We start from the raw sequence: 14,195 nt of genomic DNA, 5'->3' as shown, positions 1-14,195 counted from the left end.
CGCAGTAAACATGATATGACAATTTGAAAAATCGTGTGATTTTGCGGCAAGTATTTGTGCATTACAGGTTTTTATTTCCAGCAAGCTTTGCCGCAGTGTGTCTCCCGTGATCGAGCGCCCACAGAGCGTTCAGTTATTGTCATCGGGGGAATTCAGATGAAACTTCTTGCCAAGTCACTTTCCATGGCGGGCGCTCTGCTTTGCCTTTCCATGTCGGCACCGGTTCTGGCGGATGATCAGAAGCCGCTGGTCGAGCCGGCCGTTCCGACATCACCTGTTCTGACCGATTGCCGCCAGGTGCTTGAGGGTGTCCAGAACCGGTATAACGGCTACGACAGCTGGCGTATCGTCCACATGAAGATCACGGACGAGACCGGTGCCGTGAAAACCCGCAGGATCGCTGCGGCGCACAAGAATTACGGCATCAACCGGCGTTTGCGCTCCATCGTGTTCGATCCGCCTGAATTGCGAGATGTCGAATCCTACGTCCACGACAACTTCGTTCCGGGCCTGGCCGACAAGGTCTGGGTATGGCTGCCCTCCTCCCAGAAAGTCGTTGACGTGAAGTCCGAAGACCTGAGCCAGCGTCTTTACGGATCCGATCTTGCGGTCGGGGAGATGCTGATCCGCCAGGCGCGCGACTATGACTGCAAGATGCTGGGAACAGGCGTCTACAACGGATATCCAGTTTACAAGGTCTACGTGAACCCGCGCAACGAACAGGAGGTCATACGGCTGGGCCTGCGCGACGGTGAGCTGTGGGCGGACACCGAAACCTTCATGCCTATGTATTCCAGCTTCAACGCCGATGCTCCCAACGAGCAGCGCATCCTTGAAACCTTGGACATGCGCTGGGTCAACGGCGTGTTCGCACCGGCGCGTTACCGCGTGTCCACCATCAAGGAAGGCCGCGTGATCTCGTTTTCGGATTTCAAGACCGAAGGCGAAGTGTTCAATGTCGGCCTGCCGGACGCATTTTTCGAGCTGGAAGACATGGGGTCCGCCGCGAGCGCTTTCCGCCACTTCCGCAGTGAAGCCGTTACCAACTGATCTTTCCGGACCCGGGGCGCGGCGGTTTCGGCCGGCCGCCCCCGGTGCCCAGCCGAGGGGGTGTTCCCATGCGCGTGTTTGCAGCCATCGAAGCCGCGGTCTCCTGGATCCTTTGCGGTATCTACAATCATCGTCTCAAGGTGCTCCCGCTCGCACTTCTTCTGATCGCGGGTTTCATTGCAGCAAACCTGCCGAACATCCAGAAGGACGGGCGCGTGGAAGCCTTCATGCACAAGAACGATCCCGCGCTGGCGACTTATTACGAGATGCGGCGGGAATTCGGGCAAGACAACCGCCTGATTGTTTCCGTATCGGCGCCGGATGTGTTCGATACGGCCTTCCTGACCAGGTTTTCCGAGCTTCACAACGAGATCGCGGACGGTGTGCCGCATGTCTCGGAGATCTTCAGTCCCTACAACATTCCGTTCATCGAGTACGAGAACGGCGGCGTCTATCTGGAGGAGCTCGTTCGCAACATGCTCGTGCGCGGGCGTGACCCGCGGGAGTTGCGCGAACGCATCGTGGAAACGCCGCTCTACCGCAACTTCATCATTTCGGAAGATGGCGGAACGGTTTCCATTGTCATCGAACCCTATCGCTATGCCCCGGATGCCTCCGACTGCACGCCGGATCCGGCGAACGGCGTGACCTGCAGCGTAAGCTTTACGCCACTTGCGGAGCGAACGTTGCTCGGTGCGCCGCAATATGCGGAGATGACGGCCGCAGCCCGGGAGATCGTGTCCCGCTATCAAGGTGAGGATTTCATCGTCAATATCGCCGGCGCTCCCGTGGTCAGCACGGAAATCGTCCGCATGATGGAGCGGGACATGCCGCGCTTTACGCTGGCCTGCCTGATCATCACGGTTCTGACCATGCTGGTTCTGCACCGCAGCCTCCTGATCGGCTTCGGCGCTTTCGTGAATTTTCTGACCGGCATTCTCACGACGCTTGCCACCGTTTCGGCGTTCGGGGTTTCCGTCACGCCGCCTGTGCAGCTGCTCATTCCGATGACGCTGGTTGTCGGCCTGTGTACCTATGTCCATTTCACGGCCGCCTTGCTGAAGGCGCGGGCGCAGGAGAAAACGGGTCCCGCAGCCATCCGGCGCGCCGTCGGGAACAGCAACACGCCGATCCTGTTCACCGCGCTGACGACGGCGGGCGGCCTTGCCGGCCTGATTGCCTCTCCGTTGGCCCCCATCACCGATCTCGGGCTGTTCGGACTGGTGTCCGTAGCGGTGTCCTACCTGTTGTCGCTCTTCTGGGTGACCATCATTTTCCGGACCTTGCCCAAACGCTTTCTGGACCGCCAGCAGGCTGCACCGGGACCGGTGCCGCGATTGATGGCCCGCATCGCGGCAATGAGCGCGACGCGTCCCTATCATGTCCTGGCGGCTTCTGCGGTCGTACTGGCCGTTGCCGTGGCGGGAATCATGCGGCTCGACTATTCCCACAATTCGCTGCTGTGGCTGCCGGAAAGCAACCCCGCGCGCACCGCGACCGAATATATCGACGAGCGCTATCACGGTACTGTCAATCTGGAGATGGTCGTCTCTCCGAAAGGAGGGCGGGATTTCCGGGACGAGACGATCCTGAAGACGGTGGACGAGACCGCGAGAGCGGTCTACGCGGCCGTCGATGTTCCGATCGGGCGCCACACGAGCATCATTTCCTTCATCGAGGAAACCAATCAGGCGATCCATGACGGCGACCCGGCGGCACTCCGCCTTCCCGGTCAGGACGAGATCTGGGATCAGATCCTGCTGCTCGAAGGTCAGGGAATCGACGACATGAAGCGCTATGTCAGCATGGACTACAGCACCGGCCGCGTCTCCTTCCAGACCCCTTGGCTGGAAGCCAAGCGCTACTCGGAATTGGTGGCAACGATCGAATCACGCTTCCAGACCGCACTTGGCGATACGGCGGACGTGGAGGCGACGGGGCTTATCGTTCTGCTTGCACAGACGTCCAAGGCCGTGCTTGACAGCATGTCGCTCAGCTACTTCATCGCCATGGTTTTCGTGACCGCGTTCATGGCGCTTGCATTCCAGTCCTCCGGGCTCGGTCTGCTGAGTATTGTGCCGAATGTCGCGCCTTTCGTGATCCTTCTCGGTATCATGGGTTTTCTGGGATTGCCGCTGGACACATTCACTGTTCTGATCGGCGGCATCATCACCGGCCTGATCGTGGATGACACGCTTCACTTCTTCCACGCCCTGCGCCAGAAATTGCCGGAGCAGGACGATGTTGTCGAAGCCGTGCGCGCGTCCGTCCACGACATTGGCGGGGCGCTGTTTGCGACAACGCTGGTGGTCATGTTGAGTTTCGCGGTGTTCGGATTGTCCACCATGTCGAACATACAGACCTTCGGGGCGCTGATGGTGATGGGCTCCGCAATCGCGCTGGTTGCGGAAATGACGGTCGGGCCAGCAATACTGTCGCTCTATTTGAAATCCCGTCAGCCCGACCGAATGCCGGTTGCGGGTTACGAAGCGTCCGATGCGACGACCTGACGGACGCAACCCCGCGAAGACCTGGCCGGACAGGTTCGTAAAGACGGGGGAACCATGGGTTCGACATGGTTTCCCCGCCGGATAGGGCGGCCGCCGGCCTTGTCGAATATTTCCGCCCGCTGGTCTCGCAGCACGATGCCGGCCGATTCTTTTCGACGGGATTTCAACAGGCACTGCAGAAGGCGGGTGGTGTGCCTCTGTCCGCGAACCGCATGCTGATCTTCGGCCGCGGGCGGCCCGGCGGGTGGATGCTTCCGAGCCGCCGGCTGCGCGCACTGGCAGCGGCGGAGCACGAGAACGGCCGGTCCTTGCCTGTTTCCATCAATATCGGGCGGCCGCCGGACACCGGCAGCTGCGATGCCTCGCGGGAAGCACTCGCGAAATTCGCCGATGAGCTGATGCGCATTTGCCCTTCATCAAGACGGTTGTTTTCGTCGGCAATGAAGTCCATCTGGAAATTGACGAAGACGTCTTGTGGGCTATGACGACGCGGCTGCAATTTTTACAGGACTGCCACTTCCGTCGATCACATGCCGCTCGCAACGGACCTGTTCCGGACACCTGAATGGACCGCAAGGCGAGGCGTGGCGGCGTTCAAGCCTTTTGTCAACGCCATCGTTCCCGCCGGTTTGGAGCACCAGGACCGGCGTTCCCTTCCAAACCAGGTCAAGCAGACGCCGGGCCCGTGAGGTCAGGTGATCATGCCGGCCGGACGGCCAACCAGCGAATAGCCGCGTCCACGAACGGTGCGAATGAAATCAACATCCGAGCCGGCATCCCGGATCTTGTTCCGGAGCCTGTAGATCAGCGCGTCGATGCTGCGCGTGTAAATGACGCTCGACCCGTGAACCCGCTCCAGAAGATGGTCACGGCTGAGGATCTCACAGGGTTGTTCGACAAGGGCGGCGATCAGCTCGAATTCCATGGACGTGATCGACAGCTTGTTGCCGTTGACGAGCAACTGCGCCCGTTGCGGGTCGATAGTCAGGACATTGTTGTCCAGATGAAGCTGGATCTGACTGTCGGTTCCCGGCGAATTGGCCGGATACGCGGCCGCGCTGGCCTGGGATCTAGGTTCCGAACGTTCCGCGCGCCGGAGAACCGAATTGATCCTGGCAACCAGTTCCCGGGGCTCGAACGGTTTCTTGATATAGTCATCCGCACCTGTTTCGAGCCCGACCACCATATCGGTGAGTTCGGTTCTGGCTGTCACCATGATGATGGAAACATCCTTGTAGGGTTTTCCACTGTAGCGAATTTCCTGACAAAGTTGTAAGCCGTTCACGCGGGGCAACATAATATCCAGGAGAACAACATCGTAGCGATTGGTATCGAGTTCTTTCAATCCTTCTTCGGATGTATGTACCGCGTGAAGTTCGATGCTGTAGTTTGCCAGAACCTCCCGCATGATATCTGCCAATTCGATATCGTCATCCACCAAAAGCACTTGAACCATCTTCGCCTTCGTACTCCTCTTGCCATGTAGAGGGTATGTAATCCAGAGAGTAATTTCGTTCAGTATTTATCAACATCGATCTATTTTTCAAGGGTAAATTGTGGCATATGCATAAAAAATATAATATAGTCCCGTAAGGAGTATTAAGTTTACTAAATTTTCAACCATGTTAACGGTGTTGCGTGAATTGTGAGATTTAATTAATATGAGAACTCTTCGTAAGGACGCTAAAATAGATGATTTTATAGGAAAAATTTATTTTCACGATAGCTTGGAGCATGGTCTGGTTGAAATTCAGGAGAAATACCACATAAACGTTGTGTTTCTGCTCTTCGTGGCCTGGTTGTGTCACCACGGTCGCGGCGCCTCGGCCCGGGAAATCGCAATGCTTTGGCGGAAATGCGCTCCCTGGTGCGCGGAAGTGATCCGGCCCCTGCAGGCCGTGCGGCGGCGCCTTGCCAGTGGCCCGGCACCGGCCCCCGGGGGCGACGCGGAATCCTTACGGCAGTCGGTAAAGGCTTCCGAATTGGACGCCGAGTTGATCCTGCTGGATTATCTTCAGGCCGAACTGAGCTTGTCTGTGACCGGGTGCAGTCTCGATCTGCGGTCGGCGCTTCGCACAGGATTTGCCTGCTGTGCGGCTTCGGACCCGCCGGAAGATGCCGAGCGGGTCTTGAGCGCGATAGAATCGGCCGTCGCCGGTTCCTCCTCCTCCATGTCCTGAAGCCAGCGCCTGACATCCGGCAGGTCAAACCCCAACAGGTCCAGTGCGCGCCCGACGGTCTGGGTGACCAAGTCGTCTATGGTTTGCGGTTGGGTGTAAAACGCGGGAACGGGGGGCATAACGATCGCCCCGCTGCGCGTGACCTGATCCATCAGCGCGATATGACCGGCATGAAACGGCGTTTCACGGAGCATCAGGACCAGTGGGCGGCGCTCCTTGAGGCAGACATCGGCAGCGCGGATGATTAGATTGTCATCATAGCAGTTGGCGATGCCGCTCATCGTCTTGACGGAGCAGGGGGCGATCAGCATGCCGCAGCCGCGCACGGAGCCGGACGCCAGACTGGCACCAATGTCGCGATGGCTGTGGGCATGGTCTGCAAGAGCGCGGATCTGCTCCGCGCACATGCCTGTCTCCAATTGCGCCGTGCGCAGGCCGGCCGGCGATACGATCACGTGGGTTTCCACGTCGGCAAGGCCCCTCAACAGCTCGAGCGCGCGAATGCCGTAGATCGAGCCGGACGCTCCCGTCATGGCAATCGTCAAGTGGCGCATGCTGTTTCCTCTTCTTGTTTCGGGTGCCGTCCCACGCCGGTGCCATCAGTTCACGGAGCTGCTCAGCGCAAGCGGAATCATGACGATCGCAGCGGCCAGGAAGGCGGCAGCCATTCGCACGTGATTGAAGAGGGTCCAGTCCGTCTGGTACCGGCTCCAGTAGGCCATGCTTTCCGCAAGTCCGGCCGGCATGGTGGCGAGCTCGCGGTTCATCGGAACGTTGGCGGCAGCAGTGACCGCGAAAACGCCTGCCAGATAGACCAGGCAGCCGAGAAACAGAAACGGCCAGCCGGGCTGGCGCCTGATCGGCGAGAGCAGCGCCCCTGCCGCGGCCAGGGCCAGTGCAACCCAGAATCCGGCCGCAAACATGGCGTTGCGAACCGCTATGTTGATTTCCTGCATGGCGATCATGCCGGGGTCCGGGGCGGACAGCGACAGTCCCGGCATCACCGTTGAGGAAAATGCAAAAAAGAAACCGGCCATCAATGCAAACCAGAGCGTGCTGGCTGCGGAAATCAGTTTCATCGCCCAACTCCGAAATGCCGTTAACATCCGATAGCGTTTCCTCAGAGTACGGCAATGCGGTTTGTGTGCGTGTGCAGTTATCTGACGAAATGAAAAAACGTGTCACAGTGGCTCACAGAAACCTGGCCGGAGCAAAAACGGGTCTCCTCAGCCGTGTAGGTTATTTCCTGCTTGTGAACGGATGTGCCCTTTTCCGGAATTTTGGCGTCGTGCAAGGCGCTCGAATGTGGGGCATCCGAGGGAAGTCATCTCGTTGAGAACCGTCCGTTCGATCCCGATCCCGGATTGCCTGACGGGTGATCCGCTGGTTTGCGCGGCATGTATAACCGCCCCTGTTCACGAGGTTTCGTCAGAGCTGATTTTGGCGCGTCATCGGGGGCGATGATGCATAAATCGGGTTGTAGGCTAAGTGTGGGCTCTAGACAGGCTGTTCACTCACGTTGATGTCTTGAGACGGCTCCGTTGTAAGTTTCCAGCGGCATTGCGGCAAGGTGGCACTTCCTGAAGAGTCACTGATTTTATGAGTGTTTTCAAAGGCCGTCATCTTTAACTTTTCAATCGATGGTCTCAGTGAGGCCCGCATTGTCGAGAGGGCCTTCGGCATCGGTCCGCGTGCCCCCGCCGAAGCGGTGACGAAACTCGAGAACCATCTTCGGGATGTCAAAGTCCAGGCAGGCATCCCGGTACGGGCCGGAATCTGTCCCAACTCAAAATTGCAACAGAGCCGTCGGCTGCACATTGAGAACGCGCGGCAGAAAACATCCAAATGCCAGCATTTCGTCCAGGACGGGGCAAATGCGAAATGAGCGAAGCTCGCGGCATGGCATTCTGGAAATCCGTTGGATCCGGAGCCCTCCTGGCCAAGCTGGCCTCATATGTTCCTGAGGTGGATTTCTTGTCTCCATCATCTGAGGTCCATCCCAAACGCCGACATCAAGAGATCATCAAACCAAGAGGAAAAACCGTCTCGTCGCGACGACAGCCGATTTTTGCAACAGCGCCACATGCCCGCTCACAGTTCTTCAGCCGGGATCACAATACGTCATATAATAGCAGAATACGTGTATTGCACTCAAAACTTGTAGATGATACTTAAAAAGACAGCAGTACTAAAGATGGAAATCAGTATCAATATTGAGAACCTACCCATCATTAATAGCTGTTTTAATGATGAAATCGAACTTCAACTTGAATTGTATTTGTTTCATCTCGGGAGAATGGGCTTGATCAAGGTTTCGATCGATACCGTGCAGCTAGACACCGCAACGCCGGATATCTTTTCCGCATATATCCTGGCCGCGCAGAAACTGACCCCGGACGAGGTGTTCCTGCTCGAGTCCTGTGCGGGGCCCGATGTCGACTGCCGGGAATCCATCCTGGGAATCGGATCGCTCGCGACCATCGCTGTCTTCCGGGACCGCGTGGAGATAGACGCGCCTTTGCCCCTGCGTGCGGCCATGGAAGACCATCTCAACCACCACGTCGGCACGCGATGCTTCAGTGGGGGCACCGCCCCACTCGCTGAGGGTGACGACGTTTGGGGATGGATCCGGGCGGTCAGTTCCATGTTCGAGGTGACGGGCGGTGCCGGCGATACGTTCGACTTCGGATTCTTGACCTGCCTGTCCTACGATGCGGCCTCGCTCATCGAGGTGCTGCCCCGGAAAATCGGCGGTGAGGAGTTTCCCCTCGTCTTCCTGCGCCTCTACCAGTCGTTCCTGACAGTGTCCCGTACCGGCGGAGCCCGGGTCAGCGTCGCCCGTTCGCCCCTGTTTCCCGAACCGGCGGTGGATGTCGAAGCCGAGCTTCTGCCGAAATTTCCGCTGTCGGACCGGGGTGAGGTCGCAGGCGAGTCCGATGCCGAGGTTCGCTTTTCGGTGTCCAGGGAAGACTACCTGAAGCGCGCCGAAACGGCACTCGAACACATCCGCAGAGGCGACATCTATCAGGTGCAGATAGGTCACGAGATCCAGGTGTCATCACCGCTGGCTCCAATCACGCTCTACCGCCGATTGCGGGACCTCAACCCGTCGCCCTACATGTTCCTGTGCCGTGTCTTCGACCGTGAGCTGATCGGTGCGAGCCCGGAGAACTACATCCGGCTGGAAGACCGGCATATTTCCATGCGGCCGATCGCCGGCACAATCGGCAAGGGCAGCCTCCGGGACCACGGCGAGTTGGTCGAGGAACTGATGTCGAGCCCGAAGGAGCGCGCGGAGCACACGATGCTCGTAGACCTGTGCCGCAATGACATCTCCCATGTGGCCCGGGCCAACTCGCTCAATGTCGACAACCTGATGGCGGTGGAAGAGTTTTCGCACCTGTTTCACCTGGTCTCCACTGTCACCGGCGAGATCGACGACGGCTACGACGTGATCGACCTGGTCCGGGCGACCTTTCCCGCCGGAACAATGACGGGTGCCCCGAAGATCCGCGCGATGGAGATCATCGAAGACCTTGAGACCTCTCGACGCGACGCCTACGCCGGAGCGGTCGGGCTGATGGGCCCGGGCAATTTCGCGAACCTGGCGTTGTGCATCCGGATGGCCACCTACAGGGACGGCATCTACAGCCTGCGCGCAAGCGCGGGCATCGTTGCCGATTCCTCACCCGAAAACGAGTGGCGCGAAACCATCGTCAAGATGAGCGCCATATACAAGGCCCTCACCGACCGGGAGTTGGCAGCATGAAGGTTCTACTCGTCGACGCCTATGACAGCTTCGTCTACATCATCGAGCAGTATCTGAAGTCGCTCGAACTCGAGACCGTGACGCTGCGCTGCGACGACCCGTGCCTTGCGGGCGCCCTGGCAAGCGCGGATACGGACTTCGTGCTCCTGGGACCGGGCCCCGGTCGGCCGGAAGAGGCCGGATACCCGGACCTCATCCGCCACCTGAACGGCACCAAGCCGATCCTTGGTGTCTGCCTCGGGCACCAGGCTGTCGGTCTGGCCTTCGGAGGCAGGGTTGTGCGCGCGGACAACATCATGCACGGCAAGGCCTGTCTGATCGACAATGACGGGCGCGGCGTGTTCGCCCATACCGGCCGCAAGCCGTTCATCGCCTGCCGCTACCATTCGCTGATCGTGGACCGGCTGGATCTGCCCCGCGACCTGGTCGTGACCGCGACGGCGCATGACGACGGCTACATCATGGGCCTCAGGCACCGGACCATGCCCATCGAGGGCATCCAGTTTCATCCCGAAAGCATCGCCACCGAAAACGGGCTGAAACTCCTCGACAGTTTCGTCAGAAGCTATCTCGACAACACCTTCAAACGCGCCGCGGCCAACTGACACGCGGTCAACCACGATTGCCAGGAGAGGACCCATGTCCGAAACGAGCTACGATCCCGTCACCCTTTCGCTTGAAGACACGCCATGGGCGACCTGGTCCAAGCCGGGTGCCGACGGGCGGGTAAAGCTGTTCAAGTCCAACGGCAAGCGTATCCGCCTGCTGGAGCTGCCGCCGGGCTTCGAAGAGGAAAACTGGTGCCTTGCGGGCCATCAGGGCTACGTCCTGAAGGGCAACTTTACCATCATCTTCGACGACCAGTCCTTCGAATGCCGGCCCGACATGGCCTTTTCGATTCCCGACGGCGTCCGGCACAGGTCCCGCGGAAGCACTGACAGCGAGACTCTGGTCTTCGTCGTAGACGACGTCACCGGCTGACCGTCCGGCCCGCCTTTCCCCGTCCCCGCAACACCGAACAGGAATTGTCATGAACGCTCTTTCTCCATTCATCCGCCCGAATGATTACGGTTTTTTCGGCGATTATGGTGGGCCCATCGAGAACAACCAGCTCCAGGTGATCATGAAGGACATTGAGAATGCCTTCCGCACCGCCATGAAAGACCCGGAATACCTTGAGGAAATCGAACGCCTCAGGAAGACCTATGTGGGCCGGCCCAGTCCCGTCTACCACGCCCGGCGCCTGTCGCCGAAGGACGGGGCCCGGATCTATCTCAAGCGCGAGGATCTCAACCATACCGGCGCGCACAAGATCAATCATTGCATTTGCGAGGTCCTGCTCGCCAAGCGGATGGGCAAGAAGAAAGTCCTTGCCGAAACCGGTGCCGGCCAGCACGGCGTCGCGCTCGCGACGGCCTGTGCCCTTATGGACATGGAGTGCGAGATCCACATGGGTGTCGTCGACATGAAGAAGGAGCATCCCAACGTATCGCGGATGAAGATCCTGGGCTGCACGCTGATACCGGTGAGCGAGGGGGCCGGCACCCTGAAGGAAGCCGTGGACAGCGCCTTCGGCTCCTACATGAAGGACCCGGAAAACAACTTCTTCGCCATTGGGTCCGTTGTCGGCCCGGCCCCTTACCCGGACATGGTCGCGACCTTCCAGTCCGTCGTCGGCCGGGAGGCGCGCGAGCAGTTCCTCGAGGCGACCGGTGGGCTGCCGACGGAAGTGGCCGCCTGCGTCGGCGGCGGTTCCAACGCGATCGGGCTGTTCAATGGCTTCCTGGACGATGAATCGGTCGAGATCGTCGGCGTCGAACCGGCCGGCGAGGGCCTGGAGGGGCACCGGCACGCGGCCACGCTGACCCTCGGCAAGCCTGGCTACCTGCACGGCTTCCGCTGCTACTATCTGCAGGACGACGCAGGCAATCCGTCGCCTGTTCACTCCATCGCCTCCGGCCTCGACTATCCCGGTGTCGGTCCCCAGCACTGCCACTTGAAGGATATCGGTCGGGCGCGCTACGAGGTCGCCACGGACACGGAATGCCTCGACGCTTTCTTGAAACTGTCTCGCTTGGAAGGCATCATCCCCGCCTTCGAAAGCGCGCACGCGATTGCCTATGCCCTGCGCAGGGCCCCCGACCTGACACCCGACAAGAGCATCCTGGTCAATCTGTCGGGAAGGGGCGACAAGGACATCGACTTCGCGATCGACCGGCTCGCGCTATGACAGGGCTCGTCGGTAAGCGCACCGGCGCTGATCTGCGCTCCGCGCTGCGGGCCCTGGAAAGGTGGGGCGAAACTCCGGTCGTCGTCGAGGACAGCCTGGATCCGAAGCTGGAGATCGCCAGGCACTACATGGACAATTTCGCGACCTCGCCCGCCCATCCCCGCCCCGGCGGGGAGCCGATGGTGCTCTATGCTAACCCGGTCGGGTACGACATGCCGGTGCTGATGGGGGTGTTCGGCACGCGCGCGCGCTGCGAAACGCTCCTGGGTGCCGGCGCGGGCGGTGCCGCCGGAAAGATCGCGAACGATCTCGCGGCACGCCTCCCTGTGCGTGACCTGGGTACGGCCGGACCGGCGCAGGCCCGGACCCTGCCCGGAATGCTTGCCGACCTGCCCTTGCTGACGGTAACCGGGCGCGATGCGGGTCCCTATCTCACCTCGGGGCTCGTCGTCGCCCGTGACCCGATGTCGGGCGTGGTAAACGTTTCAATCCATCGCATGCGCATGCTCAGCCCCGACCGGCTGACGATCTGGATGCTGCCGGGCCGGGATCTCGAATTGCTTTACCGCCGGGCTATGGAGGCTGGAAAGAGCCTGCCGGTCTCCATCAATATCGGCGCCCCTCCAGCGGTCTACCTGACCAGCTCGATTTCCTCTCCCTTCCTGCGCACCGACGAGAGCGAACTCGAACTGGCCGGTGCGGTTGCCGGGCATCCGATCAGCGTGTGCAGATGCACCAGCCAGGATGCCTGGTGTCTCGCCGACAGTGAAATCGTCATCGAGGGCGAAATAACCGCAGAATGCCGGGACGAGTACGATGATGCCGGTGCCCCCTTCGGGATGCCTGAATTCCTCGGCTACATGGGCATGGGCAAAGCCGGACTGCCCGTCGTGTCGGTTACTCGTGTGACAACCCGGCCCGAGCCCTATTACCAGACCTTCCTGGGCCCCGGAAAGGAACAGTCCGAACTGCTTGCCATTCCGACGGAAGCGGGAATGCTGGCCCGGCTCGGGCCGCTGCTTCAGGACCATGGCAGCATTCGTGGCGCCCACTACCTGCCGGCCGCCGGCGGCCAGCTCGTTCTCGCGCTGCAGGTGGAAAAACGGACCGACACGGCCGAATTTCCGCGGCAGGTGCTTGAAGCGGCCATGGGCTGCCATGCGTTGCTGAAGGCGGTCATCCTTGTGGACGCCGATGTTGACATCCATTCGGAAAGCGACCTGTTCTGGGCTCTGGCCACCCGATTCCAGCCGTCCCGGGATCTGACCGTCCTGTCCGGCCGGAAGGGGTTCCCGCTCGACCCGTCCCAGGCCGCCGGATATCTCGCGGGATCTTCGGAGCCCACAACCGACAAGTACCTGATGGACCTGACGGTACCGGTCGCGGACCGGGACCGCTTCCGCCGCGTCTCCGAACTCGTGTGAAGGAAAAGGCCAGGGAATGAACCTTCAGATGGACCCGCCCCGCATTCGCTTTGAAATCATCACCGGCTCGAGCAGGGCGAGGGGCAATTCAGAACGCGTCGCCGACCACATTGTCGAAACACTTTCCGGGCAGGGTGTCGACGCGTCGATTCTCCGCCTTCGGGAGTTCGACATCGCGGCCTGCGGCGCCTGCGGCGAGTGCAACACCCGCGAAACGCCCTGCGCCCAGCGGGACGACATGCCCATCATTATCGAGCGGCTGGTGGCGGCGAATGCCATCATCTATGTCGCGCCGGTGCACGGATACGGCCTCGCGCACCCGATGCAAATCTTCATCGAGCGCGCCGGCGTCGGCTATCTCCGTTTCAACCGGCCACTCGCCAACAAGGTGGCCGGATGTGTCATAACCGGGAGGCGCTATGGCCACGTTTCGGTCTTCAACCAGATCACCAACAACATCCTGCTCAACCGGATGATCCTGGTCGGGAGCGGCTACCCGACCGTGCTGCTGGGCGGCGCACCGGGGAAGGCGCTGGAGGACGCCGAAGGACTGCAGTCCGTTCACAGTCTTGTCGCTCGCATGGTTGGCATGGCGCGGCTGCTCCGCATGGTGCCGAAGGCCGCCATGGAATCCTGTCTCACGCCGCTGAGCGAGAATGAACGCCTGATGGCCGCTGCACAACGACCGGATGCTGCCCGCGGCGATGCCCGGTCCGACACACCCTGAAAACACGAGGAGTGAACCGAAATGTCAATTCCCCCCGAACTTACCGAAATCCGGGAGAACATCGACCGCCTAGACGACAGGATCGTTCCGCTGCTGGTGGAGCGGATCGACCTGGCCCTGCGCGCAAGCGACTACAAGAACACCGTCCAGGAGGTGAAGGGCGCCGATCGGGTCCGGGCGGTCCTTGACAAGGTGGCCCGGCGGGCCGAGAACGCCGGCGGACACGAGGACGTGGTGCGGAAAATCTATTCCGCCGTGATCACTGAACTGACCGAGCTCCAGCTTCGCAAGAAAGGGATTTGAGT

General features: G+C 60.3%; 14 protein-coding genes and 2 pseudogenes. 13 read left to right on the top strand and 3 right to left on the bottom strand.

All coding sequences use genetic code 11. From position 1 onward, the window contains the following. Positions 1–156: 156 nt before the first annotated feature. The 4 genes from O6760_RS05335 to O6760_RS33435 all read left to right on the top strand — a co-directional run bounded on the left by O6760_RS05335 (position 157) and on the right by O6760_RS33435 (position 4,125). A complete protein-coding gene (locus O6760_RS05335; RefSeq protein WP_269584446.1) occupies positions 157–1,050 on the top strand; it encodes an outer membrane lipoprotein-sorting protein in 894 nt (297 codons plus the stop codon). Positions 1,051–1,118: 68 nt separating this feature from the next. Then, on the top strand, positions 1,119–3,560 hold the full coding sequence (locus O6760_RS05330; protein WP_269584445.1) for an efflux RND transporter permease subunit: 2,442 nt from the start codon (positions 1,119–1,121) through the stop codon (positions 3,558–3,560). A gap of 65 nt (positions 3,561–3,625) precedes the next feature. Continuing rightward, positions 3,626–4,045, top strand: coding sequence for a UbiD family decarboxylase domain-containing protein (locus O6760_RS05325; RefSeq protein WP_269584444.1), 420 nt, complete (start codon positions 3,626–3,628; stop codon positions 4,043–4,045). Further along, on the top strand, positions 3,976–4,125 hold the full coding sequence (locus O6760_RS33435; protein WP_442969917.1) for a hypothetical protein: 150 nt from the start codon (positions 3,976–3,978) through the stop codon (positions 4,123–4,125). The genes O6760_RS05325 and O6760_RS33435 overlap by 70 nt, the downstream gene beginning before the upstream one ends. A gap of 126 nt (positions 4,126–4,251) precedes the next feature. On the opposite strand, the gene O6760_RS05320 is transcribed toward O6760_RS33435, so the two are convergent. Then, positions 4,252–5,016, bottom strand: coding sequence for a response regulator transcription factor (locus O6760_RS05320; RefSeq protein WP_269584443.1), 765 nt, complete (start codon positions 5,014–5,016; stop codon positions 4,252–4,254). Positions 5,017–5,221: 205 nt separating this feature from the next. On the opposite strand from O6760_RS05320, the gene O6760_RS33430 reads away from it, so the two are divergent. Then, positions 5,222–5,740 (top strand): TIGR02444 family protein, encoded by a 519-nt coding sequence (locus O6760_RS33430; protein WP_442969858.1) that lies wholly within the window; start codon positions 5,222–5,224, stop codon positions 5,738–5,740. On the opposite strand, the pseudogene O6760_RS05315 reads toward O6760_RS33430, so the two are convergent. Both O6760_RS05315 and O6760_RS05310 read right to left on the bottom strand, forming a co-directional pair. Further along, positions 5,734–6,294 (bottom strand): annotated as a pseudogene (locus O6760_RS05315) (UbiX family flavin prenyltransferase); the annotation flags it as partial. The gene O6760_RS33430 and the pseudogene O6760_RS05315 sit on opposite strands and share 7 nt — an antisense overlap. Before the next feature lie 45 nt (positions 6,295–6,339). Continuing rightward, positions 6,340–6,819 (bottom strand): anthrone oxygenase family protein, encoded by a 480-nt coding sequence (locus tag O6760_RS05310; RefSeq protein ID WP_269584442.1) that lies wholly within the window; start codon positions 6,817–6,819, stop codon positions 6,340–6,342. 533 nt (positions 6,820–7,352) lie between these two features. Here O6760_RS05310 and O6760_RS05305 point away from each other — a divergent pair. The 8 genes and pseudogenes from O6760_RS05305 to O6760_RS05270 all read left to right on the top strand — a co-directional run. Next, a pseudogene (locus tag O6760_RS05305) lies at positions 7,353–7,484 on the top strand (IS6 family transposase); the annotation flags it as partial. Between the two features lie 558 nt (positions 7,485–8,042). After that, on the top strand, positions 8,043–9,509 hold the full coding sequence (locus O6760_RS05300; protein WP_269584441.1) for an anthranilate synthase component I family protein: 1,467 nt from the start codon (positions 8,043–8,045) through the stop codon (positions 9,507–9,509). Then, positions 9,506–10,114 (top strand): anthranilate synthase component II, encoded by a 609-nt coding sequence (locus tag O6760_RS05295; RefSeq protein WP_269584440.1) that lies wholly within the window; start codon positions 9,506–9,508, stop codon positions 10,112–10,114. Before O6760_RS05300 ends, O6760_RS05295 begins: the two co-directional genes overlap by 4 nt. 34 nt (positions 10,115–10,148) lie before the next feature. Further along, complete coding sequence (locus O6760_RS05290) at positions 10,149–10,490, top strand: cupin domain-containing protein (protein WP_269584439.1); 342 nt, start codon at positions 10,149–10,151, stop codon at positions 10,488–10,490. A gap of 49 nt (positions 10,491–10,539) precedes the next feature. Further along, the gene (gene trpB, locus O6760_RS05285) at positions 10,540–11,739 is read left to right on the top strand and encodes a tryptophan synthase subunit beta (protein ID WP_269584438.1); all 1,200 of its coding nucleotides are present in this window, start codon (positions 10,540–10,542) and stop codon (positions 11,737–11,739) included. Further along, the gene (locus O6760_RS05280; protein WP_269584437.1) at positions 11,736–13,163 is read left to right on the top strand and encodes a UbiD family decarboxylase; all 1,428 of its coding nucleotides are present in this window, start codon (positions 11,736–11,738) and stop codon (positions 13,161–13,163) included. Before trpB ends, O6760_RS05280 begins: the two co-directional genes overlap by 4 nt. 16 nt (positions 13,164–13,179) lie before the next feature. Then, the gene (locus tag O6760_RS05275; protein ID WP_269584436.1) at positions 13,180–13,890 is read left to right on the top strand and encodes a flavodoxin family protein; all 711 of its coding nucleotides are present in this window, start codon (positions 13,180–13,182) and stop codon (positions 13,888–13,890) included. A 21-nt stretch (positions 13,891–13,911) separates the two neighbouring features. Continuing rightward, positions 13,912–14,193 (top strand): chorismate mutase, encoded by a 282-nt coding sequence (locus O6760_RS05270; protein WP_269584435.1) that lies wholly within the window; start codon positions 13,912–13,914, stop codon positions 14,191–14,193. Positions 14,194–14,195: the final 2 nt, after the last annotated feature.

This window comes from Roseibium sp. Sym1 (assembly GCF_027359675.1).
Classification (GTDB): domain Bacteria; phylum Pseudomonadota; class Alphaproteobacteria; order Rhizobiales; family Stappiaceae; genus Roseibium.
The sequence above is the reverse complement of the archived record's forward strand: the minus strand, read 5'-3'. Positions and strand labels throughout refer to the sequence as shown.

Coding starts and splice junctions, on each gene's coding strand:
- O6760_RS05335 (WP_269584446.1), top strand. CDS start 157: ATGAAACTTCTTGCCAAGTCACTTTCCATGGCGGGCGCTCTGCTTTGC.
- O6760_RS05330 (WP_269584445.1), top strand. CDS start 1,119: ATGCGCGTGTTTGCAGCCATCGAAGCCGCGGTCTCCTGGATCCTTTGC.
- O6760_RS05325 (WP_269584444.1), top strand. CDS start 3,626: ATGGTTTCCCCGCCGGATAGGGCGGCCGCCGGCCTTGTCGAATATTTC.
- O6760_RS05320 (WP_269584443.1), bottom strand. CDS start 5,016: ATGGTTCAAGTGCTTTTGGTGGATGACGATATCGAATTGGCAGATATC.
- O6760_RS33430 (WP_442969858.1), top strand. CDS start 5,222: ATGAGAACTCTTCGTAAGGACGCTAAAATAGATGATTTTATAGGAAAA.
- O6760_RS05310 (WP_269584442.1), bottom strand. CDS start 6,819: ATGAAACTGATTTCCGCAGCCAGCACGCTCTGGTTTGCATTGATGGCC.
- O6760_RS05295 (WP_269584440.1), top strand. CDS start 9,506: ATGAAGGTTCTACTCGTCGACGCCTATGACAGCTTCGTCTACATCATC.
- O6760_RS05290 (WP_269584439.1), top strand. CDS start 10,149: ATGTCCGAAACGAGCTACGATCCCGTCACCCTTTCGCTTGAAGACACG.
- trpB (WP_269584438.1), top strand. CDS start 10,540: ATGAACGCTCTTTCTCCATTCATCCGCCCGAATGATTACGGTTTTTTC.
- O6760_RS05280 (WP_269584437.1), top strand. CDS start 11,736: ATGACAGGGCTCGTCGGTAAGCGCACCGGCGCTGATCTGCGCTCCGCG.
- O6760_RS05275 (WP_269584436.1), top strand. CDS start 13,180: ATGAACCTTCAGATGGACCCGCCCCGCATTCGCTTTGAAATCATCACC.
- O6760_RS05270 (WP_269584435.1), top strand. CDS start 13,912: ATGTCAATTCCCCCCGAACTTACCGAAATCCGGGAGAACATCGACCGC.